The organism is Enterobacter sp. WPR_3_1, assembly GCF_003635055.1.
GTDB lineage: Bacteria > Pseudomonadota > Gammaproteobacteria > Enterobacterales > Enterobacteriaceae > Enterobacter > Enterobacter ludwigii.
Genome location: NZ_RBXU01000001.1, coordinates 36990 through 58906 on the forward strand (window position 1 = coordinate 36990; position 21917 = coordinate 58906).

21 protein-coding genes are annotated in these 21917 nt (G+C 54.8%); 6 read left to right on the plus strand and 15 right to left on the minus strand.

Annotated features, from left to right (window positions below; translation table 11 throughout):
• The first annotated feature begins 38 nt into the window (after window positions 1-38).
• Window positions 39-353 carry a DUF485 domain-containing protein gene (locus BJ887_RS00175; protein WP_121339012.1) on the plus strand — a complete coding sequence of 105 codons (315 nt, stop codon included), beginning with the start codon at window positions 39-41 and terminating at the stop codon, window positions 351-353.
• Entirely contained in the window at window positions 350-1999 is a 1650-nt protein-coding gene (actP, locus tag BJ887_RS00180) for a cation/acetate symporter ActP (RefSeq protein WP_014168232.1), read from the plus strand. The genes BJ887_RS00175 and actP overlap by 4 nt, the downstream gene beginning before the upstream one ends.
• Window positions 2000-2031: 32 nt before the next feature.
• On the opposite strand, the gene BJ887_RS00185 is transcribed toward actP, so the two are convergent.
• The gene (locus BJ887_RS00185) at window positions 2032-2721 is read right to left on the minus strand and encodes an LrgB family protein (protein ID WP_121339014.1); all 690 of its coding nucleotides are present in this window, start codon (window positions 2719-2721) and stop codon (window positions 2032-2034) included.
• The gene (locus BJ887_RS00190) at window positions 2714-3124 is read right to left on the minus strand and encodes a CidA/LrgA family protein (RefSeq protein WP_032679393.1); all 411 of its coding nucleotides are present in this window, start codon (window positions 3122-3124) and stop codon (window positions 2714-2716) included. Before BJ887_RS00190 ends, BJ887_RS00185 begins: the two co-directional genes overlap by 8 nt.
• A gap of 102 nt (window positions 3125-3226) precedes the next feature.
• Here BJ887_RS00190 and BJ887_RS00195 point away from each other — a divergent pair, with 102 nt between their 5' ends.
• Entirely contained in the window at window positions 3227-4108 is an 882-nt protein-coding gene (locus tag BJ887_RS00195; protein ID WP_025206385.1) for a LysR family transcriptional regulator, read from the plus strand.
• A 48-nt stretch (window positions 4109-4156) separates the two neighbouring features.
• Here the strand turns inward: BJ887_RS00195 and BJ887_RS00200 are convergent, their stop codons facing one another.
• The 4 genes from BJ887_RS00200 to soxR form a co-directional block, all read right to left on the minus strand.
• On the minus strand, window positions 4157-5803 hold the full coding sequence (locus tag BJ887_RS00200; protein WP_014168228.1) for a Na+/H+ antiporter: 1647 nt from the start codon (window positions 5801-5803) through the stop codon (window positions 4157-4159).
• A gap of 152 nt (window positions 5804-5955) precedes the next feature.
• On the minus strand, window positions 5956-7305 hold the full coding sequence (ghxP, locus tag BJ887_RS00205) for a guanine/hypoxanthine transporter GhxP (protein ID WP_020882835.1): 1350 nt from the start codon (window positions 7303-7305) through the stop codon (window positions 5956-5958).
• Window positions 7306-7601: 296 nt separating this feature from the next.
• The gene (locus tag BJ887_RS00210) at window positions 7602-8273 is read right to left on the minus strand and encodes a glutathione S-transferase family protein (RefSeq protein ID WP_063858549.1); all 672 of its coding nucleotides are present in this window, start codon (window positions 8271-8273) and stop codon (window positions 7602-7604) included.
• Window positions 8274-8575: 302 nt separating this feature from the next.
• Window positions 8576-9034 (minus strand): redox-sensitive transcriptional activator SoxR, encoded by a 459-nt coding sequence (soxR, locus tag BJ887_RS00215; protein WP_014168225.1) that lies wholly within the window; start codon window positions 9032-9034, stop codon window positions 8576-8578.
• A gap of 98 nt (window positions 9035-9132) precedes the next feature.
• Here soxR and soxS point away from each other — a divergent pair, with 98 nt between their 5' ends.
• A complete protein-coding gene (gene soxS / locus BJ887_RS00220) occupies window positions 9133-9459 on the plus strand; it encodes a superoxide response transcriptional regulator SoxS (RefSeq protein ID WP_013095071.1) in 327 nt (108 codons plus the stop codon).
• A gap of 6 nt (window positions 9460-9465) precedes the next feature.
• Here soxS and BJ887_RS00225 read toward each other — a convergent pair whose 3' ends face one another.
• Entirely contained in the window at window positions 9466-11031 is a 1566-nt protein-coding gene (locus BJ887_RS00225) for an EAL domain-containing protein (RefSeq protein WP_025206387.1), read from the minus strand.
• A 339-nt stretch (window positions 11032-11370) separates the two neighbouring features.
• Window positions 11371-12771, minus strand: a complete 1401-nt coding sequence (locus BJ887_RS00230; RefSeq protein ID WP_121339016.1) for a sensor domain-containing diguanylate cyclase — start codon at window positions 12769-12771, stop codon at window positions 11371-11373.
• Window positions 12772-13259: 488 nt separating this feature from the next.
• On the opposite strand from BJ887_RS00230, the gene BJ887_RS00235 reads away from it, so the two are divergent.
• Window positions 13260-13541 carry a YjcB family protein gene (locus tag BJ887_RS00235; RefSeq protein WP_020882839.1) on the plus strand — a complete coding sequence of 94 codons (282 nt, stop codon included), beginning with the start codon at window positions 13260-13262 and terminating at the stop codon, window positions 13539-13541.
• Between the two features lie 63 nt (window positions 13542-13604).
• On the opposite strand, the gene ssb1 is transcribed toward BJ887_RS00235, so the two are convergent.
• Window positions 13605-14141 carry a single-stranded DNA-binding protein SSB1 gene (ssb1, locus tag BJ887_RS00240; RefSeq protein WP_121339018.1) on the minus strand — a complete coding sequence of 179 codons (537 nt, stop codon included), beginning with the start codon at window positions 14139-14141 and terminating at the stop codon, window positions 13605-13607.
• Window positions 14142-14392: 251 nt separating this feature from the next.
• On the opposite strand from ssb1, the gene uvrA reads away from it, so the two are divergent.
• On the plus strand, window positions 14393-17215 hold the full coding sequence (uvrA, locus tag BJ887_RS00255; protein ID WP_014168220.1) for an excinuclease ABC subunit UvrA: 2823 nt from the start codon (window positions 14393-14395) through the stop codon (window positions 17213-17215).
• 3 nt (window positions 17216-17218) lie between these two features.
• On the opposite strand, the gene BJ887_RS00260 is transcribed toward uvrA, so the two are convergent.
• From BJ887_RS00260 to pnuC, 6 genes are all read right to left on the minus strand, one after another.
• Window positions 17219-17572 (minus strand): MmcQ/YjbR family DNA-binding protein, encoded by a 354-nt coding sequence (locus BJ887_RS00260; protein ID WP_121339020.1) that lies wholly within the window; start codon window positions 17570-17572, stop codon window positions 17219-17221.
• A 2-nt stretch (window positions 17573-17574) separates the two neighbouring features.
• Window positions 17575-17991 (minus strand): secondary thiamine-phosphate synthase enzyme YjbQ, encoded by a 417-nt coding sequence (locus tag BJ887_RS00265; RefSeq protein ID WP_014168218.1) that lies wholly within the window; start codon window positions 17989-17991, stop codon window positions 17575-17577.
• A 113-nt stretch (window positions 17992-18104) separates the two neighbouring features.
• The gene (aphA, locus tag BJ887_RS00270) at window positions 18105-18818 is read right to left on the minus strand and encodes an acid phosphatase AphA (protein ID WP_014168217.1); all 714 of its coding nucleotides are present in this window, start codon (window positions 18816-18818) and stop codon (window positions 18105-18107) included.
• Window positions 18819-19071: 253 nt separating this feature from the next.
• Complete coding sequence (gene tyrB, locus BJ887_RS00275) at window positions 19072-20265, minus strand: aromatic amino acid transaminase (protein WP_063157166.1); 1194 nt, start codon at window positions 20263-20265, stop codon at window positions 19072-19074.
• 75 nt (window positions 20266-20340) lie between these two features.
• Entirely contained in the window at window positions 20341-21351 is a 1011-nt protein-coding gene (locus BJ887_RS00280; RefSeq protein WP_025206390.1) for an AAA family ATPase, read from the minus strand.
• The gene (pnuC, locus tag BJ887_RS00285; protein ID WP_014168213.1) at window positions 21348-21905 is read right to left on the minus strand and encodes a nicotinamide riboside transporter PnuC; all 558 of its coding nucleotides are present in this window, start codon (window positions 21903-21905) and stop codon (window positions 21348-21350) included. Before pnuC ends, BJ887_RS00280 begins: the two co-directional genes overlap by 4 nt.
• Between the last annotated feature and the right edge of the window lie 12 nt (window positions 21906-21917).

Sequence of the window (21917 nt, forward strand, 5' to 3'; positions counted from 1 at the left end):
TAAAAAACCTCCCCTATAAATACTTCTGGAGACCTCTGATGAATAACGATATTTGTCAGCAGATAGAGAATAGTGCGCACTACAGGGAGCTCGTGGATAAACGGCAACGGTTTGCCTTCTTACTTTCCATCATCATGCTGATTATTTACGTCGGCTTTATTCTGCTGATTGCCTTTGCCCCACACTGGCTCGGTACGCCGCTGCACGAGGGCACCAGCGTCACGCGCGGAATTCCGATTGGGATTGGCGTGATAATCATTTCGTTTGTGCTGACCGGCGTGTACGTCTGGCGCGCCAATGGCGAATTCGATCGTCTTAACAGAGCAGTCCTGGCAGAGGTAAAAGCATCATGAAGAGAGTCCTGACGGCGCTTGCCGCCACACTTCCCTTTGCCGCCAACGCCGCTGATGCCATCACCGGCGAGGTACAGCGCCAGCCAACCAACTGGCAGGCGATTATCATGTTCCTGATTTTCGTGCTGCTGACGCTGTACATCACGTACTGGGCCTCGAAACGCGTGCGCTCCCGTAATGATTACTACACCGCAGGCGGCAACATTACCGGTTTTCAGAACGGGCTGGCAATTGCAGGCGACTTTATGTCCGCCGCCTCCTTCCTCGGTATCTCCGCGCTGGTATACACCTCCGGCTACGATGGTCTGATTTACTCCCTCGGCTTCCTCGTGGGCTGGCCGATTATTTTGTTCCTGATCGCTGAACGCTTGCGCAACCTGGGCCGCTATACCTTCGCAGACGTGGCCTCCTACCGGCTGAAGCAGGGGCCGATTCGTACCCTCTCCGCCTGCGGCTCGCTGGTGGTGGTCGCGCTGTATCTGATTGCGCAGATGGTCGGCGCGGGTAAATTGATCGAACTGTTGTTCGGCCTGAACTACCACATCGCGGTGGTGCTGGTGGGTGTGCTGATGGTGATGTACGTCCTGTTCGGCGGCATGCTGGCCACGACCTGGGTGCAAATCATCAAAGCGGTCCTGCTGCTGTTCGGCGCCAGCTTTATGGCCTTTATGGTCATGAAACATGTCGGGTTCAGCTTCAATAATCTGTTCACTGAAGCGATGGCGGTACACCCGAAAGGGGAAGCGATCATGAGCCCTGGCGGGCTGGTGAAAGACCCTATTTCTGCGCTTTCGCTCGGTCTGGGTCTGATGTTTGGTACGGCTGGCTTGCCACACATCCTGATGCGTTTCTTCACCGTGAGCGATGCGCGTGAAGCGCGCAAAAGCGTCTTCTACGCCACGGGCTTTATGGGTTACTTCTACATCCTGACCTTTATCATTGGTTTTGGCGCCATCATGCTGGTGGGGGCGAATCCGGCGTTTAAAGACGCGGCGGGCGGGCTGATTGGCGGTAACAACATGGCGGCAGTGCATCTGGCCGACGCGGTAGGCGGTAATCTGTTCCTTGGCTTTATCTCGGCCGTGGCCTTCGCCACCATCCTCGCGGTGGTTGCCGGGCTGACGCTGGCGGGCGCGTCTGCGGTATCGCACGACCTCTATGCCAACGTTATCCGCAAAGGAGCAAGCGAACGTGATGAGCTGAAAGTCTCGAAAATCACCGTGCTGGTGCTGGGCGTGGTCGCTATTCTGCTGGGGATTTTGTTCGAGAAGCAGAACATCGCCTTTATGGTGGGGCTGGCCTTCTCCATTGCGGCAAGCTGTAACTTCCCTATCATCCTGCTCTCCATGTACTGGTCAAAACTGACCACACGTGGGGCGATGATTGGCGGCTGGCTGGGGCTTTTGACGGCCGTGATTCTGATGGTCCTTGGCCCGACGATTTGGGTACAGATCCTCGGTCACGAAAGCGCTATCTTCCCGTATGAATACCCGGCGCTGTTCTCCATTGCCGTGGCGTTTATTGGTATCTGGGTCTTCTCCGCGACCGATAACTCGCCGGAAGGTAACCTGGAGCGTGAGAAATTCCGCGCCCAGTTTATCCGCTCACAAACGGGTCTGGGCGTCGAGCAAGGCCGCGCGCACTAACCTCGTCTCCCCGGCCTTACTGGCCGGGGAAATCAGAACATCACCCACGCCACCAGCGGTGCAATCAGTACCATCACCACGCCCGAGAGCATCATCACCAGGCTTGCCACCCCCCCTTCCTGCTGCCCGAGTTCATACGAACGTGCCGTTCCCGCACCGTGCGATGCCGCGCCAAATCCCGCCCCTTTCGCCATTCCTTCACGGATCGACAGCCGCAAAAAAAGCATGTCGCCAACCGCCATCCCGAAGACGCCCGTCACGACCACAAATAACGCGACCAGATCCGGCTGTCCGCCGAGCGGCTTGGCCGCGGCCAGCGCAAACGGGGTGGTGACCGAACGGACGGCCAGGCTGCGCTGAATTTCATCGGGCAGCGTAAACAGCCGGGCCAGCCAGACGGAACTGCAGACCGCCACCACCGTGGCCGTGATCACGCCAGCGCTGAGCGACATCCAGTGGCGTTTGATGATCGCCAGGTTGTCATACACCGGTACCGCAAAAGCAATGGTCGCAGGCCCCAGTAGCCACAGCAGCCAGTGGGATTCCCCAATGTAGTTCTGCCAGGAGATATGCCCGAAGACCAGCATCAGGACCAGCAGAATCGGCGTGAAGACCAGCGGCATCAGCGGCAGCGCGTGAAAACGGCGATACAGCCGTTTATTGGCAAAGTAGATCGCCAGGGTGGCAATCAGGCACAACACGCTTATCTGGAAGTTAGTCATGCTTTTGCCTGCTGATTTCAAACCGATACACTTTATCAACCACCCAGGCGGTGGCCCCCAGCACCATCAGCGTGCTCAGCGCAATGACCGCGAAGATGCGCCAGCCATCTACCCTCAGCAGTTGCGCATAGTTCACCACCGCGACCACGGCGGGCACAAAGAACAGCAGCATTTCCGCCAGCAGCCAGCGCGCGCCGGCGCGTACCCAGTTGAGGGGGATAACGCGACAGAGGATAAGCGTCAGCATCAGCACCATTCCGACCAGGTTGGCAGGCAGCGGCAGATGCAACCAGTTGACAAGATATTCCGCGAAAACAAACAGTCCCGCATAAAGCAGTACCTGAACCGGTACCTGAAGTCGTTGCACAACGGCAGGCGTAACACGGCTTAACGCCACGGCCATGGGGGTTTTCCTCAAAAATGAGACGAGGCGCCAGTATAGTGAGCGCACGTAATGGACTGAAATGAATTAAAATCATCAAAGGTATAGTTCCGAGGAATAATCATGGACATAAGAACGCTGCGCTATTTTGTCGAAGTGGTTCGTCAGCAAAGTTTTACCCGCGCAGCGGAGAAGTTGTTTGTCACCCAACCCACCATCAGCAAGATGCTGAAAAACCTCGAAGATGAACTGAACTGCACCCTGCTTATCCGCGACGGACGCAAGCTGCTGCTGACCGATACCGGGCGGGTCGTCTTTGAACGCGGGCTGGCGATCCTGGCGGAGTTCCGCCAGCTGGAAGCGGAGCTTGGCGATATCAATCACCTGACAAAAGGGCTGCTGCGCCTCGGCATCCCACCGATGGTTGGGATGATGATGGCCGGCCCCATCAGCCTGTTTCGCCAGCGTTATCCCGGCGTTGAACTGAAAATTTCCGAGTTTGGCGGCTTAACGGTTCAACAGGCGGTCACCAACGGCGAGCTGGATGTCGCCATGACCGCCCTCCCTGTGGAGGAAGAGAGCGGTCTGGCGACGCTGCCGCTCTTTAGCCACCCGCTGTGCGTGCTGGTCCCCCGCTCTGGTGACTGGCTGAAGGTCGACACGGTGAAACCCGAACGGCTCGGTGAACACCCGCTGCTGATTTACAACGAAGATTTCGCCCTCAGCCGCCAGCTGATGGCGCTGTTTAATCAACACAACGTGAAGCCGCGCATTGCGGTGCGCAGCGGGCAGTGGGATTTCCTGGCCGCGATGGTGCAGGCAGGCGTCGGCATTGCGATATTGCCGCAGCCGATTTGCGAACGGCTCGATAAAAACACCCTGCGCTGGATCCCGCTGGAAAGCGATTTGCACTGGCAGTTAGGGATGATTTGGCGCGAAGGGGTTTATTTATCGCACAGCGCGCAGGCGTGGCTGAAATGCTGTGAAGGGTTTTGGGTCCCCTGACCCTCTCCGGGAGGAGAGGGTCAGGGTGAGGGCATCAGCCCGCACGGACTACTGATTCTCAATCAGCAAGGCTTCCAGCAAATCCAGATCGTGCAGCAGTTTTTGCAGCGTCTCATTGCTGATTTGCCGCGTGGCGCGCAGGTGGTACAGCTCGGCACGCTCTGAGCGCAGCGCCGCCAGACGGAACCGACGCTCCAGGTTCTCCTCCTGCAGCGAACTTTCCACATCGTTGCGGCCATCGGCACGACGACGCAGGTTACCAATCACGCGCGAGCTCACTTCGGTCAGCAGCTGGTTGTCGATGTTCTCTTCCGTGTCCGCCGCAAGACGTTCTTCCATCTTCTGAATGGCCACAATCGCCACTTCGGCGGTCGCCGCGCGGGCAATACGCTCCTCTTTATGCTGCTGAGTCGAGTCACCCGTCTCAATATGCTGCAGCAGAAGAGGCAGCATTATCACGCCGACAAACAGTGAGAACAGAATCACCCCTGCCGCCAGGAACACCAGTTCATAGCGCGCCGGGAAGACATCGCCCGTGGGCAGCAGCAGCGGAATGGACAGCACACCGGCAAGCGTAATCGCCCCGCGAACACCAGCAAAAGAAGCAATCAGCAGCTCCCGCGTGGTCCACGAGCCGAACTCCATCGGTTTTTTCGTCAGGAAGCGCATGCTGAATTTTTTCATCGTCCACAGCCAGCCGAAACGCACCAGCATCAGCGCCATGTAGATCAGCACGATATCGGTGAACAACATCCACGTTTCGACGTTCGGGTCGGCCTCGGCCGCCACCAGCGAGGATTCCATGATGCCCGGCAACTGCAGGCCCAGGAGCAGGAACACCATACCGTTAAAGACAAATTCCAGCATCGCCCAGGTGCTGTTCGCACGCAGGCGCATGGCCAGCGGCGCGCGGCGCATTACGCCGGAGCGGGTGATGGTCATCCCTGCCGCCACCGCCGCCAGAATGCCCGACACGCCGATATGTTCGGCAATCAGGTAAGAGGCAAACGGCAGAAGGAACAGCAGCACAATCTGTGTCGCCGGTTCATCGCCGCCCCAGCGGCTGAGGAAGCGCAGCGAACGACCATACAGCCAGCTCACCACAAACCCGGCCAGGATACCGCCAATCGCCACCTTGAAGAATTCCAGGGTCGCGCCGCCTACGGTAAAGATCATCGTGCCCATCGCGACGGCCACGGCAAATTTCAGGGCAACCAGGCCAGAGGCGTCATTCATCAGCGCCTCACCCTGTAAAATCCCCATGATTTTCTTCGGAATACGGCCTTCACCGACAATGCCGGACAACGCCACGGCATCGGTTGGTGACAGCACCGCGGCCAGCGCAAAGGCCGGAATTAACGGAATGCCCGGTACCGCCCAGTAGATCAGGAAGCCAATCCCGACCACCGTGACCACCACGAGCGCCAGCGCCAGACCTAATATCTCTCGCCCGTGTTCAAGGAATTCACGCGTGGGCGTTTTCCAGCCATCGGCAAACAGCAGCGGCGGAATAAACAGCACGAGGAACAGTTCGGGGTCGAACTCCACGTGCAGGCCAAACGTCGGCCACGCCAGCAGCGCGCCGATGGCAATTTGCATTAATGGCAGGGGGACCTGAAAGGGCAGTACGCGTGTGACTACCCCGGATAGCGAGACCACAAGAGTCATGATGAGTATTGTGAAGAAGATTTCCATGCGTTCCCTGTTTGCTGTGTTTCTTAAAAGCCAAACCTAAGGCGTCGTGCCTGTTATTCTATCTTCCCCAGAGTAACGCAAAAGACAACGGGATGAGTCCTGAAAATAAAAACGGGCGGCCTGAGCCACCCGTTTTCGCATCAATGGACAACTTAGATTGCCCAGCCGCCCGCGTAGAACGCCACCAGCGCGACGGCAATCACAACGGTGCCGATGTTCAGCTTGCGCCACTCGCCGGAGACCAGACGCCCAATCACCAGCGACGCGAAACCGATCATGATGCCGGTCACGATATTACAGGTCAGCACGATAAAGACCGCCGTGATGAGGCCTGACATCGCATCCACAAAATCAGCAAAATCGATTTTCGCCACGTTGCTCAGCATCAGCAGACCAACGTACATCAGCGCAGGTGCGGTCGCGTAGGCCGGCACCAGGTAGGAGAGCGGAGAGAGGAACAGGATCAGCAGGAACAGCACGCCAACGGTAATGGCCGTCAGGCCAGTTTTACCGCCTGCCGCCGTACCCGCAGCGGACTCGATATACACCGCAGCCGGAGCCGCGCCCACCAGACCCGAGAAGACGCTGCTCAGGGAGTCGGTGGTCAGCGCTTTGCCGCCATCGATAATCTGACCGTCTTTATCCAGCAGGTTCGCCTGACCCGCGACGGCACGGATGGTACCCGTTGCATCAAACACCGCGGTCATCACCAGCGCCAGCACGCTTGGCAGGATCACCGGGTTCAATGCCCCCATGATATCCAGACTGCCAATCAGAGAGTTGCCTTTGTCATCGCTCAGCGACGGCATGGCGAAAATCCCGGAGAAGTGAACGTTAGGATCGAAAATCAGGCCAACAATGGACACCCCGATAATGGTCAGCAAAATGCCGCCCGGGACTTTCAGTTTTTCCAGACCAATAATTACCGCCAGACCGATCAGGGACATAATGACCGGGAAGCTCGCGAAATGACCCAACGCCACCGGCAGACCGTCCAGCGGATTCTTGATCACCAGGCCGACGCCGTTTGCGGCAATCAGCAGCAGGAACAGCCCGATACCAATGCCGGTGCCATGCGCCACGCCCTGAGGCAGGTTGCGCAAAATCCAGCTACGGATGCCGGTGGCGGAGATAACGGTAAACAGTACCCCCATCAGGAACACGGCGCCGAGCGCAACCGGTACGCTGATGTGCTGACCCAGAACCAGGCTGAAAGCGGTAAAGGCGGTCAACGAGATTGCACAACCGATTGCCAGCGGCAGGTTCGCCCACAGGCCCATCACGATGGAGCCAACGCCCGCCACGAGACAGGTAGCAACAAAGACGGCCGCCGGTGGGAAGCCCGCTTTACCCAGCATACCCGGAACGACAATGACGGAGTAAACCATCGCCAGAAACGTGGTCAGACCGGCAACGATTTCCTGACGCACGGTGCTGCCGCGAGCCGAAATTTTAAAGATGGCGTCAAGCGAACCGCCAGTACGCGCAGATGGCGTAGACATAGAAAACATCCCCTGAGAGTTTTTATAGAAAGTCCGTAAGCATGGTGGAGACGCCACTGCCAGCTAAACGTCAAATCCGTGTTTTGCATTTGCGACGAAAGGGGCGTCACAGAAAAAGCAAACGTTTAGCTCCGCGCTTACAAACGGGTGGTCAAATTAAGGCAAACGATTATCTAGCCTAATCCCCGCCCTTTTCAACTGAACTTTATCGTTTTTCGCTAAAATTCCCTTATGACGCTGAAGAAATAAACAGAGGATGCGCAAACGTTATCGTCTGTGCGCAATTTGTTTACATTTCACTCCCCACCCGGAATCGATAACGGGCCACCTTGCTCCAGCGTTTTTTGCCAGCCAGGGCTGCTCTCCACTTTTTTCTTCCAGGCCTGGGTATGCGGGAGGTTATCGATGCCACCTCGCGCCAGCAGGGCAAAAATCGGGAAGCTCATCTGAATATCCGCCATGCTGAGCGTATCGCCGGCAAACCAGCTGTTTTCGGCAAGATGCGACTCAATAAAGCGTGCATGGGTTTCAAGCTGGCGGTTGAGATACGCTTTTTGCACTCCCTGCCCCAGCGCTTTACCCAACGTGCGGATACCAAACGGCACGGGCGGCTTACCGAGGCTACTGAAAACCAGCTTCATCAACAGCAGCGGCATTAGCGAACCTTCGGCATAGTGCAACCAGAAGCGGTATTGCACCTTATGCGCAGGATCCAGAGGCTTAAGCCGCGACTCCGGATCGTAGGTTTCCTGAAGATATTCGAGGATGGCCCCCGACTCAGCGAGGATCAGGCCGTTATCTTCAATAACCGGCGATTTGCCCAGCGGGTGCACTTTTTTGAGCGACTCAGGCGCCAGCATGCTCTTTTCGCGCTGGTAACGAACAATCTCATAGGGCAGGGAAAGTTCTTCCAGCGCCCAGATCACACGGTGTGAGCGGGACTGGTTCAGGTGGTGTACCGTGAGCATTGTGTTCTCCTTTTATTCATACTTTTTAACTATAGAAAATCGAACAACACCGCGAAAAAAATTCGCCTAAAAAACGGCCTGACCGACTGGCGAAAAGACGGGTCTTGCATAGAATTAAAGTGTCAGCACAATCCGGAACCTCCCCAACACGCTCGACATGAGGGGTGCTGATGTCGGGGGAAACCCTCCCGTGAACCAGCGGGATAGAGTGAAAGACAAAGACCGGGAAAAACTAAAGCGCCCTTTTGTGGCGCTTTAGTTCTTTATGAGGTGCGGTATGAGGTGCGGTTTTCCGCCGGATCTCAGTCTTCCTCCAGCAACCGCGCCCCTGTCCCCTGCTCACCCAGCCTGTCGCCCGGGTTACGCAACGGACAATCACTGCGCGACAAACAGCCGCAGCCAATACATCCGTCCAGTTCATCACGCAGCGCTACCAGCGTGTGAATGCGTCGATCCAGCTCTTCACGCCACTGAGAGGAAAGCTCTTTCCACTCTTTCGGGCTGAGAGAGTGCCCTTCCGGCAGCACGCCGAACGCATCGCCGATAGTGGCCAGGGGGATTCCGATTCGTTGGGCAATTTTGATAATCGCGACATAACGGAGCACATCACGCGTGTAGCGTCGCTGGTTTCCGGCGTTTCGGATGCTTTTAATTAACCCTTTGCTTTCATAGAAGTGGAGCGCCGACACCGCAACGCCGCTTCGCTTCGCCACTTCGCCGGGGGTTAACAACGCTTTAATTCGCGGCAATCTCTTTTCCATAAAACCTCTTTACCTCAAGTTAACTTGAGGAATTATACTCGCCCGCAGAGAAAACGACGAATCAACCAGGGCAGTTGTATCTACAGAGGGGCAACCTTATGTCGCATCAGCAAATTATTCAGACACTTATTGAATGGATTGATGAACATATCGACCAACCGTTGAACATTGATGTGGTCGCTAAAAAATCCGGCTATTCGAAATGGTATTTACAGAGAATGTTCCGTACCGTTATGCACCAGACGCTGGGTGAGTACATTCGTCAGCGCAGACTGCTGCTGGCGGCGCAGGCCTTACGCTCAACGCAGCGGCCCATTTTTGATATCGCGATGGATCTGGGATATGTGTCGCAACAAACCTTTTCCCGCGTGTTTCGCCGCGAGTTTGACCGCACACCGAGCGACTATCGCCACCAGTTGAATTAATGACTCTCAATGCAAAGGTTGCTGCTGCCAGGTCATAAACTCCTGGGGCGGCATCGCTTTCGCGAAGTGCCATCCCTGACAGAACTGAACGCCACGTTTCAACAACCAGCTCACCTGCTCTGCCGTTTCCACCCCTTCCGCAATGGTTTTAAGCCGCAGGCTTTGTGCCATCTCAATAATATGCTCGGCGATAAGGTGGCTGGTGCTGTTGGTTGTTAGGGTGTCGATAAAGGATTTGTCGATTTTCAGAATATCGACATTCAGCGAATAAAGGTTGTGCAGGTTAGAGTAACCCGTTCCAAAATCATCAATCGCCACTTCGTAACCCGCCTGACGGAACGCCTGAATAACCGGAGTGGTTTTAGGGACATCAATAAAACCGCGCTCCGTGACTTCGATTTTAATTTGCTGCGCACGCACGGCGTAGTGTCGGGCCTTGTCCGAAATCATGGCGATCAGCCGTGAAGAGTGGAAATCCGTGGCCGACAGGTTAATCGAAATATAGAGATGCGGATGCGTTGCCAGGAATGTGCCCAGATCGCTGAATACCTCTTCGACAACATAATCCGTAATTCGCTCGCTCATGCCCTCTTTTTCCGCCAGCGGAATAAATTCAGCCGGGCTCATGACCGGTCCGTTAAAGCCAGGCCAGCGTAATAACGCCTCGGCTCCCACGCACTGGTTGTTCTTGATATCAATAATCGGCTGATAGTGAACACAAAGCTGGCGTTTATTGAGCGCTCGCTGCAGTAACCGCCCGGGAGAATTGAGTTCACGATGGGTGCGAGACCACACCAGCAAAATAATTATGCTGCAGATCATCCCCAGCGGTAGCGTCAACGTCGCCTGGTGATAAAGCATTTCATAAAAACGTTTATTCGACGTCGACACGATAGCGGCAATAGGCCGTTTTGGGGATTTGACGACCGTATAAAAACGGTTATCTTTTTGAAATACCGATTCCTTATCCCGAATCATCGAACTTAATAAAGAAACATTCGCGCGCTGACTGACGGAAAAGAATGCATTCGTTACCGTGTCGTATACCCCCCACGAAAGGGAATGATCTGTCGACATTACTTCGCTGTAGGAAAGCGGATTGACCACCACAACATAATTTCCGCGCTGCATATATGTCATTTTATAGCCAGTAAAAAATGGCGTATCGCGATAATAATAGATAGCAACGTCAGGTTTACGTGTGTAATTAGCAGTGGATATCAGATAAGGATTGGCGGGTGTAAAAACGGTCGAACAAAGAAAATTCTGACCTTCTGCATAAATTAAATCCGCAACAAACAGACGACCGCGAACAACGTTCAACATATATTGGCGATGTTCTGGTGTACAACGCTCACCCTGATATTTTTCAGCCTCGTCGCGGGCCAGATCAACCTGTTGAATTACCAGTTCTGTTTTGTCTAACGCCAGTTCAGCAAAGGTACGTAGCTGGGCGCTTGTTTCCGACACGGCTCTTATCTGGGCAAACCATAGCGCAAGCATCACCGGCAGCATAACTACCATGATGATCCCTACCACCCTGAGCATCTTGCGCCGCGCGCTACGATTCATTTCCCGCCCTATATCCCTGCATGTTGTACGCCTGTAGTAATGAAGGCCGGATGCTTTGTTTAACAGGTGATTACGTTGCATGAATCATGCGAAGTTAGCAACTGACTTTTAGTATTAAAAATCTTAATTTTCGTTATGACGATAATATTTTCCCGTAAGCTAAACTGTAAGTATTCGTTCCGTTTCAATTAAGGAAAATAATTATCCAGCGGGTACGGGAGGTTTGAAGATAACACAACAGAGGATCGTTGATTAAGCCAAACTTCTGGCAGTGTGAAAAAACAACAACGGCAACATGACATTTTATGCTATTTACTCGCGCGTATTTTGTTTTTTGATTTATAAATAATCAGCAGCCACCACCGTTTTCCCCCGACCCGTACGCTTGGCGTCATATAATGCTTTATCGGCACGCATCAGTAATCCTGAAGTATCGCGTTGGCCCTGGCAAACCTCCACCGCCCCGGCGCTGAATGACAGCACCAGCTTTTTCTCTCCCACCACGAGCGGGTTGGTTTTGAGGGCAGTACGTAGCCTCGCCGAAAAAAGTGCGCCCGCGTTGCCGTCGGTTCGCGCCAGCAGGAGTAAAAACTCCTCGCCGCCCACACGGCCAAGCGCAGCGTTCTCGGGGCTTAACTCACGGATAGCCTGGCAAAAGTGGATAATTGCCCGATCGCCCACCTGATGCCCCCACCGATCGTTGATCTGTTTGAAAAAATCCAGGTCAAACATGAGCACGCAAAAATGGCTGTCAGCATCCTGCCTGGCATTTGCCGCCAGCGCGGATTCCAGCTGCTGTAAAATGGTTGAACGGTTAAAACACCCGGTAAGATCGTCCGTGGTGGCTTTCACTTCCAGCTGCTGTTCGGCTTTTTTACGTTCGGTAATATCAAGCCCGATATTCAGGACTGAGCTGTCCGGCAGCAGAATGTTTGACCACAAAACCGTCAACGGCGTACCGTCTTTACGCAGTGGATGCCACTCGTACATATCCTTTAGCGGCGAGACATTTACCGACTCCCTGACCCGTCGCCGCTCTTCCGGGTCGGGGTAAAACAGTGAGAGCGGATCGGCATGGGCGCTGATCTCCGCCATTGTCCAGCCAAATACTTTTTCACACTCAGCATTCCACAGCACGCAGCGGTTAAATTTATCGAATGAGTTCATTAAAACAGGCGCTCGTTCAAATAGGGTTTTATATTGGGTCACCACACGCTGCATTTCCTGCGCTGTTTTTTCACGAACGATAATTTCTGAAAAATAGTCTTTTAATTTTTCGACCAGCACCGCAACAATACTTTTCAGGATGGCCAGAGAATATAACGGCACAGCAAACGCCAGAAAGAAATAGCCGCTGCCTTGTCCGTTATGGGTTGAAAGCTTGCATAACACCCCGCTTTGCAATTGCAAATAGCCAGGATGATGAGCGGAGAATAATGCGCGGCCGATATTCTCTTTCCAGTAGACGACCCGCCACGCACGGTGATGCTTCTCCAGCAGGGTACCGGCAAGAAAATCGGCCACCTCAAATGAGTGACAGGTCACTTCACCGGCACAGACCACGCGCTGCAGCCCGTCAGTATCAACGCTAATCCAGGCCAGGCTTGCCCCGAAGGCCCGGTTGATCGTCTCAAGCATCTCGCCCAGCGAACAATGGGCGTGAAGCTGGGGCATCAGATCTGCCAGCGCATGCAACGCCTGCAGGCTGTCATTAACAATCTCACGTCGTTTTTCTTTCATTTTTTTCGCAGATTATTAAGCGTTAAACCGGACGCAACTTTCTTCAGATTCAAAAATCGGCGAGCCAGAGCAGGATGCTGAATATCAGCACAGCTGGAGTGCGAGACGTTGTGTGTAATTAAAAACGTACAAAGAGAAAAAAACCAATAAAATTCAAAAACCTGAATTATAGAATGCGAGTAAATTTATTTATCCACTCAAGCATAATCCAAAGGGTTGTTGCTGTAAACGTTCTACAGCACACCTCAATTTGCAGAGGATTTGTTATCTCAATGAATTTATTACCTGGAAGCGATAAAAGGGGTCATTAGCGTGCAAAGATATATTTTCCTCTCAATCCTCGTGCGACGCCTGGCTGTGATAATTCCTGTTTTTTTCACCCGTCTGAGGCTGGCGAATAAATCAACAAATGTGATATAGTTCACACATATTGTGTAACGAGAAACACTGTTTCATTCAGTTCGTCTGCTTTGTTGAGGATGGGTTTTATGGCAACCATTACTACCAGCATGGTTCTCCTGCGCTGGCCTTTGTTAAGTGCGGTGCTGATGTTCCTGGCCAGCACGCTAAACATTCAGTTTCGTAAATCTGACTATGCTGGCCTTGCTGTCATTAGCACCCTGTTGGGGTTGGGCGCGGCATGCTGGTTCGCAACGGGCCTGCTTGGCATCACCCTGCTGGATCTCGCTGCCGTCTGGGAAAATATTAAAGTAGTCATGGTGGAAGCCATGAGCCATACCCCGCCAGACTGGCCGATGGTGATTACCTGATCCCTGAGATGAATAAAAAAACCCAGACCGAGGTCTGGGTTTTTTGTTTTAAACCGTCGGATATCAGAACGGAATATCGTCGTCGAAATCCATTGGGGGTTCGTTAGACGGTGCTGGCGCGGACTGCTGCTGTGGGCGAGACTGCGCGCCACCGCTGAACTGGTTGCCGCCCTGTGGCTGCTGAGGCTGCTGAGGCTGACCCCAACCGCCCTGCTGCTGCTGACCGCCACCTGCTGGTGCACCACCGCCCTGACGGCCGCCGAGCATCTGCATGGTGCCACCCACGTTGACCACAACTTCCGTGGTGTACTTCTCAGCGCCGGCTTGATCGGTCCATTTGCGGGTACGCAGCTGGCCTTCAATATAAACCTGAGAACCTTTACGCAGATACTCACCAGCCACTTCCGCCAGTTTGCCAAACAGCACAACGCGGTGCCATTCAGTCTGCTCTTTCATCTCACCGGTCGCTTTATCACGCCAGGATTCGGAAGTAGCCAGCGTAATGTTGGCAACTGCGCCACCACTCGGCATGTAGCGTACTTCCGGGTCCTGGCCCAGATTACCGACGAGAATCACCTTGTTTACGCCTCTGCTGGCCATGTTCGTGTCTCCTGAATACGTTTCTTAATAGTGTAAACGCGCGAGTGTACCATTTCCACGCTGCAATTTGCATAGTTGCGTAGTCGGTTCCGAAATCTCTCGCGAACTCGACATTGTTACACAGTGAATCAGAAAATGCATTCCAATACTGTATATTCAAACAGGTCATTTTGTGTCATAATTAGCCGTTTCTGACAGCCGTTTGTCCTTCAAACAAACCAGGCAATCCGTGTTCCAACCGGGAAAGGTGAATGGATAAGATCGAAGTTCGGGGCGCCCGCACCCACAATCTCAAGAATATCAACCTCATAATCCCTCGCGACAAACTTATCGTCGTGACCGGGCTTTCGGGGTCTGGCAAATCCTCACTGGCTTTCGACACTTTATATGCCGAAGGACAGCGTCGTTACGTGGAGTCACTCTCTGCATACGCACGTCAGTTCCTGTCACTGATGGAAAAACCGGATGTAGACCATATTGAAGGGTTATCACCTGCTATCTCCATTGAGCAGAAATCCACCTCGCATAACCCGCGTTCAACGGTTGGTACGATTACCGAAATTCATGACTACCTGCGTCTGCTGTATGCACGCGTGGGTGAGCCGCGCTGCCCGGATCACGACGTCCCGCTGGCCGCGCAGACCGTAAGCCAGATGGTGGATAACGTGCTGTCGCAGCCGGAAGGTAAACGCCTGATGCTGCTGGCGCCCATCATTAAAGAGCGTAAGGGCGAGCACACTAAAACGCTGGAGAACCTGGCAAGCCAGGGCTATATCCGCGCCCGTATCGACGGCGAAGTGTGTGACCTGTCGGATCCGCCTAAGCTGGAGCTGCAGAAAAAGCACACCATCGAAGTGGTGATTGACCGTTTCAAAGTCCGTGACGATCTGGCGACCCGCCTGGCCGAATCCTTCGAAACTGCGCTGGAACTCTCTGGCGGTACGGCCGTGGTCTCCGATATGGACAACCCGAAAGCGGAAGAGCTGCTCTTCTCCGCCAACTTTGCCTGTCCGATTTGTGGTTACAGCATGCGCGAGCTGGAGCCGCGTCTGTTCTCGTTCAACAACCCGGCGGGCGCCTGTCCGACGTGTGACGGGCTGGGCGTACAGCAATATTTTGACCCGGACCGCGTGATCCAAAACCCGGAGCTGTCGCTGGCTGGCGGTGCGATCCGCGGATGGGATCGCCGCAACTTCTACTATTTCCAGATGCTGAAGTCGCTGGCAGAGCACTACAAATTCGACGTCGAAGCCCCGTGGGCCAGCCTGAACCCGAACGTGCACAAAGTGGTGCTGTTCGGTTCCGGCAAAGAGAACATCGAGTTCAAGTACATGAACGATCGCGGTGATACCTCCGTGCGCCGTCACCCGTTTGAAGGGGTGCTGCACAATATGGAGCGCCGCTACAAAGAGACCGAATCCAGCGCGGTTCGCGAGGAGCTGGCGAAGTTTATCAGCAACCGTTCCTGTGCGACCTGTGAAGGTACGCGTCTGCGCCGTGAAGCTCGCCATGTGTTTGTTGAAAACACGGCGCTGCCGACCATCTCAGACATGAGCATCGGTCACGCGATGGACTTCTTCAACAACCTGAAGCTCTCCGGCCAGCGCGCGAAAATCGCGGAAAAAGTGCTGAAAGAGATCGGCGATCGTCTGAAGTTCCTGGTGAACGTCGGCCTGAATTACCTGACGCTTTCCCGCTCCGCAGAGACCCTCTCCGGTGGCGAAGCTCAGCGTATCCGCCTCGCGAGCCAGATTGGCGCAGGCCTCGTCGGCGTGATGTATGTGCTGGATGAACCCTCAATCGGCCTGCACCAGCGTGACAACGAGCGTCTGCTCGGCACGCTTGTCCACCTGCGTAATCTCGGTAACACGGTGATTGTGGTTGAGCACGATGAAGACGCGATTCGCGCCGCTGACCACGTTATCGATATCGGCCCGGGCGCTGGCGTACACGGCGGCCAGGTGGTCGCGGAAGGAACGCTGAAAGATATTATGGCGGTGCCGGAGTCATTGACCGGCCAGTACATGAGCGGCAAGCGCAAGATTGAAGTGCCGAAACAGCGTGTACCGGCGAACCCGGAAAAAGTGCTGAAGCTGACCGGCGCCCGCGGCAACAACCTGAAAGATGTGACGCTGACGCTGCCGGTTGGGCTGTTTACCTGTATCACCGGCGTATCCGGTTCCGGTAAGTCGACGCTGATCAACGATACGCTGTTCCCGATTGCGCAGACGCAGCTGAACGGCGCGACGCTGGCCGAACCGGCGCCGTACCGTGACATCCAGGGGCTGGAGCATTTCGATAAAGTGATCGATATCGATCAGAGTCCAATCGGGCGGACTCCGCGTTCCAACCCTGCCACCTATACGGGCGTGTTCACACCCGTACGTGAATTGTTTGCAGGTGTGCCGGAAGCGCGTTCACGCGGGTATACGCCAGGACGTTTCAGCTTTAACGTGCGCGGCGGACGCTGTGAGGCGTGCCAGGGCGACGGGGTTATCAAGGTTGAGATGCACTTCCTGCCGGATATTTACGTGCCGTGCGACCAGTGCAAAGGCAAACGCTATAACCGCGAAACGCTGGAGATTAAGTACAAAGGCAAAACCATCCACGAAGTGCTGGATATGACCATCGAAGAGGCGCGTGAGTTCTTTGACGCGGTCCCTGCGCTGGCGCGTAAGCTGCAGACGCTAATGGATGTGGGCCTGACCTATATTCGTCTGGGGCAGTCTGCCACCACGCTGTCTGGCGGTGAAGCACAGCGCGTGAAGCTGGCGCGTGAGCTCTCCAAACGCGGTACCGGCCAGACGCTGTACATTCTCGATGAGCCGACCACCGGTCTGCACTTTGCCGATATCCAGCAGCTGCTTGATGTTCTGCATCAGCTTCGCGATCAGGGCAACACGATTGTGGTCATTGAACACAACCTGGACGTGATTAAAACCGCGGACTGGATTGTCGATCTCGGCCCGGAAGGCGGCAGCGGCGGCGGTGAAATCCTCGTCTCCGGTACGCCAGAGACCGTTGCAGAGTGCGAAGCCTCGCACACCGCGCGCTTCCTCAAACCGTTGCTGTAATTGTCACACGGAGAGTTGCTGTCGGGTCGCTTCCGGCAGCAGCTCTACCGCCTGCTGATAAGACGCGTCCACCAGATAATAAATTTGCGAACCCGGCAGTGAACCGTCGAGATAAACGGTGCTCCAGTGCGCTTTGTTGAGATGCTTGCTTGGCCGGACGTCATGGTGCTGCTGGCGTAACAGCTCCGCCAGTCCCGGGCTGGTTTTCAGCGACGCCGCCGGGCGACCCTCAACCTCTTTCACCATCGCAAACAGAATATCCCCCACTTTAATCTGCGTGGCTTTCCAGTCGCTGTGAACGCTTTGCTCCGCGCCAGGTTTACTCATGCAGTACTGAAGTAGCTCCGAAATTGTCATCTTTATTCCCCTTGTAGCGTTGCGATAATTTTACGCGAACCACCGTGAATACGATGTTCTCCCAGCCAGATCCCTTGCCACGTTCCCAGCAGTAACCGACCATTGTGCACCGGCAGCATCAGCGATACGCCCAGCAGAGAGGATTTGATATGCGACGGCATGTCATCTGCTCCCTCATAGTCGTGTTCATAAGGGGCGTTGTCCGGAACGGTTTTGAGAAAATGCTGCTCCATGTCAGACCGGACGGTGGGATCGCAATTTTCATTAAGCGTGAGAGAGGCTGACGTGTGCTGAAGCAGCAGATGCAGTAACCCCGTCCTGATGCGCGAGAGGTCGCGAATTTGCCCAATGACTTCATCAGTCACCAGATGAAATCCACGAGGTTTCGCGCTTAAGGTCAGGGTCTGTTGATACCACATGTGCTGCTCCGTTATGAAAGATGAATCTTTCTAAGTGTGCAGCAAGAAAGCGAAAGGTAAAACCCACAGCGGCGAGATTTGATTAAAAAAGAGGCAGCCTCGCCGCCCGGCGGTTAATACTCAGAATTAACAATCACTTCTTCGCCAAACTTTCCGGCCATGGGCAACGGTCGATACGTAGAGTTTGAGGCGCGTAACACCCTGATCCCTCTGGCTCCGACGTCATGCGCGGCGGTGATATCGTTATCTGAATCGCCATAGAAGACTTTGATGTTCTTCTGTTCCAGCCATTGGGTTTTGGTGTTTTGGCCGGGTTTGTCGCCGGCAAAAATAACCGGATTCATGCTGGAAGCCGGGATCTGAAAATCATCCTGCAGCGTTTTAGAGACGGTTTCGGTTTTGGTCTGGCTGCGTCCGGTCACAAAGTAAATGCTGTCACCGCGTTTAACGTGCATGGCGATAAGCGCGCGCGCCACCTCTTTAGGAATGCTGAACTCGTCCCAGCCGTTATTCATCTTTTCCCAGAACTCGGGGTTCTTCAGATACGCTTCGCTGTCCGGTGAGTAGGTTTTTTTGCCCCGCCAGAATCCCGGGCTGGAAAACAGGACCGTATCGTCGATATCAAAGCCTACAGCCATTGGCGGGCGCCCTAACAGGCTATTTTCGATTTGGGCTACGGATACCCAGTGAACAGGTGCTTGCTCGGCAAGCATGGCGGCTGTTGTGCCGGTGTAAAGTGGCGTCGGTGCGGAAGCGCGCGCCACGACGGCACTATTTAGCGAGAACAATAAGCAGGCGGCGCTGAGCGCCAGTGTGATCTTGCGCATGTTTTCCCCTGAATATTCAGTTTGTTATCGTTTTATTTTGAGTGAATGGTCAAAAAACTATCCGACCATAACCCCGGGGGGAGATGAAGGGAAGGAGTTTTTACTTATGAAGCTGAATAAAAAGAAGAAGATCACAAAGCGCTGATGAGGTCTGAAGGCCCGGTAGACGCAGCGCCACCGGGCAAGATTTTTGTGCGTCCTGATGCTCTCACTCGGCCCTCTCCCGCAGGGAGAGAGGGATGATAGTGAGTGCTTACATTACTGCAGCAAACGCCTGCGCAACACGATGAACGTTGCTGGCATTAAGCCCCGCCACGCACATACGGCCGCTGGAAATCAGGTAGACGCCGAACTCTTCACGCAGGCGATCGACCTGAGCCGCGCTGAGGCCGGTGTAGCTGAACATCCCACGCTGCTTAAGCAGATAGTCAAAATTATGCCCTGGGACGGCCTCTTTCAGCACGTCTACCAGCTCCTGACGCATCGTCAGGATGCGCTTGCGCATAGATTCTACTTCGGCGAGCCACGACGCTTTCAGCCGATCGTCACCCAGCACCGTGGCGACTACCTGCGCACCAAAGTTTGGCGGGCTGGAGTAAATGCGGCGCACGGTCGCCTTCAGCTGTCCGAGCACACGCCCGGCCGCTTCAGGGTCCTCACAGACCACTGACAGGCCGCCGACGCGCTCACCGTACAGGGAGAAGATTTTTGAGAACGAGTTGCTGACCAGCGCAGGCAGTCCGGCGCTGGCAACGGCGCGGATAGCGTAGGCATCTTCTTCCATGCCCGCGCCAAAGCCCTGATAGGCGATGTCGAGGAAGGGGATCAGGTTACGCGTCTTCAGCACGTCGATTACCGCATCCCACTGGGTATTAGTCAGGTCTGCACCGGTCGGGTTATGGCAGCACGGATGCAGCAGAACAATACTGCGCTCCGGCAGCGTATTCAGTTTTTCCAGCAGCGCGTCAACGCGCACGCCGTTGGTTTCGCTGTCAAACCACGGATAGGTCTGCACCGTAAAGCCCGCGCCCTCAAAAATCGCCACGTGGTTTTCCCACGTCGGGTCACTGACCCACACGCCAGAATCCGGGAAGTATTTTTTCAGAAAGTCAGCGCCAACTTTTAATGCGCCCGAGCCACCCAGCGTCTGGATGGTCGCCACCCGTTTTTGTGTCAGCACGGCGTGATCGGCACCAAACAGCAGCGGCGCAATGGTGTTGCGGTAGCTGTTTAACCCTTCCATTGGCAGATAGAGCGAGGCTCCGTGCGGGACGGCGTTAAGACGCGCTTCCGCTTCTGCTACGGCTTGCAGCTGAGGAATAATGCCCTCCTCGTTGTAATACAAACCAATACTGAGGTTGACTTTGTCGCTGCGAGGATCTTCTTTGAAACGCTCCATTAAGGAGAGAATGGGGTCGCCGGCATAGGCGTCAACTTTCTGAAACACGCGATGATTCTCCGGAATTCGATGAGGCAGGGATTTCAACAATAAACCGGATATGACAGAAGATCGAGAGCGATATCAGATCCGTTCCTGCAGATGTCGTCGAATCTGTTCAATGCGTTCAGCGAGCGAACCAGAAACAGGCAGATAGGGGATATTTCTGTCTGTTAACGCGCGGATGTACCATGCCTGTTGCCGCTGGCGGAATGCAGCCCCCTGACGGGTACCATCCTGAACAAAAGGAAACTCATCGCCACAGAGCACCACCAGAGAATATGCGCGCCCGGCTAATTCCTCTAGCTCGCGTGGCGCGCTGCCAAACTGGTCGAGCATATAAAACAGCGTGGTTAAGGGCGAGGTATCGCAAACCAGGAAGGGAGCCGTGCTGGCCATCGCTTCACGACGCACCTGCTCGCGGGCAATATGCAGCAGATCGTCGCATCCCAGCACGCCATTCTTCTCTTCCCAGTATTCCCGGCCAAACTCGGCGACAAACGGGGCGTTGAGCGTCGTCGCCAGCGCGCGGGAAAGCGTGCTTTTTCCTGTCGATTCGCCCCCTAATAAACAAATCCGAAAGACAAAGCTACGGTAGACCTCCGGGGACATCATCGTGCGGTAGCGATGGACGTCAGAACGTATCAGGGTTCCCGAGGGCGCATCAGGCCCCTTCGGACGCTGGAGGCGGACATGCGTAACCTGCTTGCCAAAACGCTGGCTTAACACCGCCGCAAATCCGTCGCCGTAGTCTTCGGCGGTAAATACGGCCTGTGGCTGGCAGTGAAGTATTTTTTCACACAGCGTTGCCACGTAATGCCGGTGAAGATCGGCATCCGCATCATTATGCGGAAGTGGTTCAAGCGCATGGGTCGCGATGACCTCCGGCGTCAGCACAAGGTGATGACATTGCGGGAAGCGCGCGCTTAACCAGTGAAGGCGCTTGTCGGGGTCATAACCCGGGATTTCCGGACGCGAATAACTGATGATATAGACCGTCTCACACTGGGCCAGCGCAGCATTTATCAGCGCTTCATGCCCCACGTGTAATGGCGCGAATTTGCCCACAACAAGACCGTCGCGATAAGGCTTCACTGGGCGCGAATCTCCTTACGCCACTGATATAAACCGTGCCAGGCATTAAACCAAAACACCAGATATAAACCCGCGGTCAAATGCAGATCTCTCATCGCATATAACGGGACCGCCAGCGTGTTTACAGCCAGCCAGACGTACCAGTTCTCCAGGCGTCGCCCCATTAACATAAACTGTGCAAGCACGCTAAATGTCAAAATAACGGAGTCCACCCAGGGGGCCCAGGCGTTAGTGTAGCGATGCAAGATCAGGCCATAACCCGCGGCCACCAGCAGGGCGCAGGCGAGCAGGATGAAGAAATGTCTGGGCGGGGTACGCCGAACGGGCAATACCTCCCCGCGATGACCTTTGAGCCAGTGCACCCAGCCGGTGATGCTGGTGATGATGAAAAAGAGCTGCAGGGTAACGTCAGCGTAAAGCTGAACCGAATAAAAGACCCAGCCATAAAGCCCACTGCCGATGATGCCTATCCACCACGTGTGAATACTGTTTCTGGCAGCCAGCCAGACCGAGAGGGCATAAGCCAGACAAGCGGCCATTTCGGATGGTGACATTACCCCTCCCTG

Coding starts and splice junctions, on each gene's coding strand:
- BJ887_RS00175 (WP_121339012.1), top strand. CDS start 39: ATGAATAACGATATTTGTCAGCAGATAGAGAATAGTGCGCACTACAGG.
- actP (WP_014168232.1), top strand. CDS start 350: ATGAAGAGAGTCCTGACGGCGCTTGCCGCCACACTTCCCTTTGCCGCC.
- BJ887_RS00185 (WP_121339014.1), bottom strand. CDS start 2,721: ATGACTAACTTCCAGATAAGCGTGTTGTGCCTGATTGCCACCCTGGCG.
- BJ887_RS00190 (WP_032679393.1), bottom strand. CDS start 3,124: ATGGCCGTGGCGTTAAGCCGTGTTACGCCTGCCGTTGTGCAACGACTT.
- BJ887_RS00195 (WP_025206385.1), top strand. CDS start 3,227: ATGGACATAAGAACGCTGCGCTATTTTGTCGAAGTGGTTCGTCAGCAA.
- BJ887_RS00200 (WP_014168228.1), bottom strand. CDS start 5,803: ATGGAAATCTTCTTCACAATACTCATCATGACTCTTGTGGTCTCGCTA.
- ghxP (WP_020882835.1), bottom strand. CDS start 7,305: ATGTCTACGCCATCTGCGCGTACTGGCGGTTCGCTTGACGCCATCTTT.
- BJ887_RS00210 (WP_063858549.1), bottom strand. CDS start 8,273: ATGCTCACGGTACACCACCTGAACCAGTCCCGCTCACACCGTGTGATC.
- soxR (WP_014168225.1), bottom strand. CDS start 9,034: ATGGAAAAGAGATTGCCGCGAATTAAAGCGTTGTTAACCCCCGGCGAA.
- soxS (WP_013095071.1), top strand. CDS start 9,133: ATGTCGCATCAGCAAATTATTCAGACACTTATTGAATGGATTGATGAA.
- BJ887_RS00225 (WP_025206387.1), bottom strand. CDS start 11,031: ATGAATCGTAGCGCGCGGCGCAAGATGCTCAGGGTGGTAGGGATCATC.
- BJ887_RS00230 (WP_121339016.1), bottom strand. CDS start 12,771: ATGAAAGAAAAACGACGTGAGATTGTTAATGACAGCCTGCAGGCGTTG.
- BJ887_RS00235 (WP_020882839.1), top strand. CDS start 13,260: ATGGCAACCATTACTACCAGCATGGTTCTCCTGCGCTGGCCTTTGTTA.
- ssb1 (WP_121339018.1), bottom strand. CDS start 14,141: ATGGCCAGCAGAGGCGTAAACAAGGTGATTCTCGTCGGTAATCTGGGC.
- uvrA (WP_014168220.1), top strand. CDS start 14,393: ATGGATAAGATCGAAGTTCGGGGCGCCCGCACCCACAATCTCAAGAAT.
- BJ887_RS00260 (WP_121339020.1), bottom strand. CDS start 17,572: ATGACAATTTCGGAGCTACTTCAGTACTGCATGAGTAAACCTGGCGCG.
- BJ887_RS00265 (WP_014168218.1), bottom strand. CDS start 17,991: ATGTGGTATCAACAGACCCTGACCTTAAGCGCGAAACCTCGTGGATTT.
- aphA (WP_014168217.1), bottom strand. CDS start 18,818: ATGCGCAAGATCACACTGGCGCTCAGCGCCGCCTGCTTATTGTTCTCG.
- pnuC (WP_014168213.1), bottom strand. CDS start 21,905: ATGTCACCATCCGAAATGGCCGCTTGTCTGGCTTATGCCCTCTCGGTC.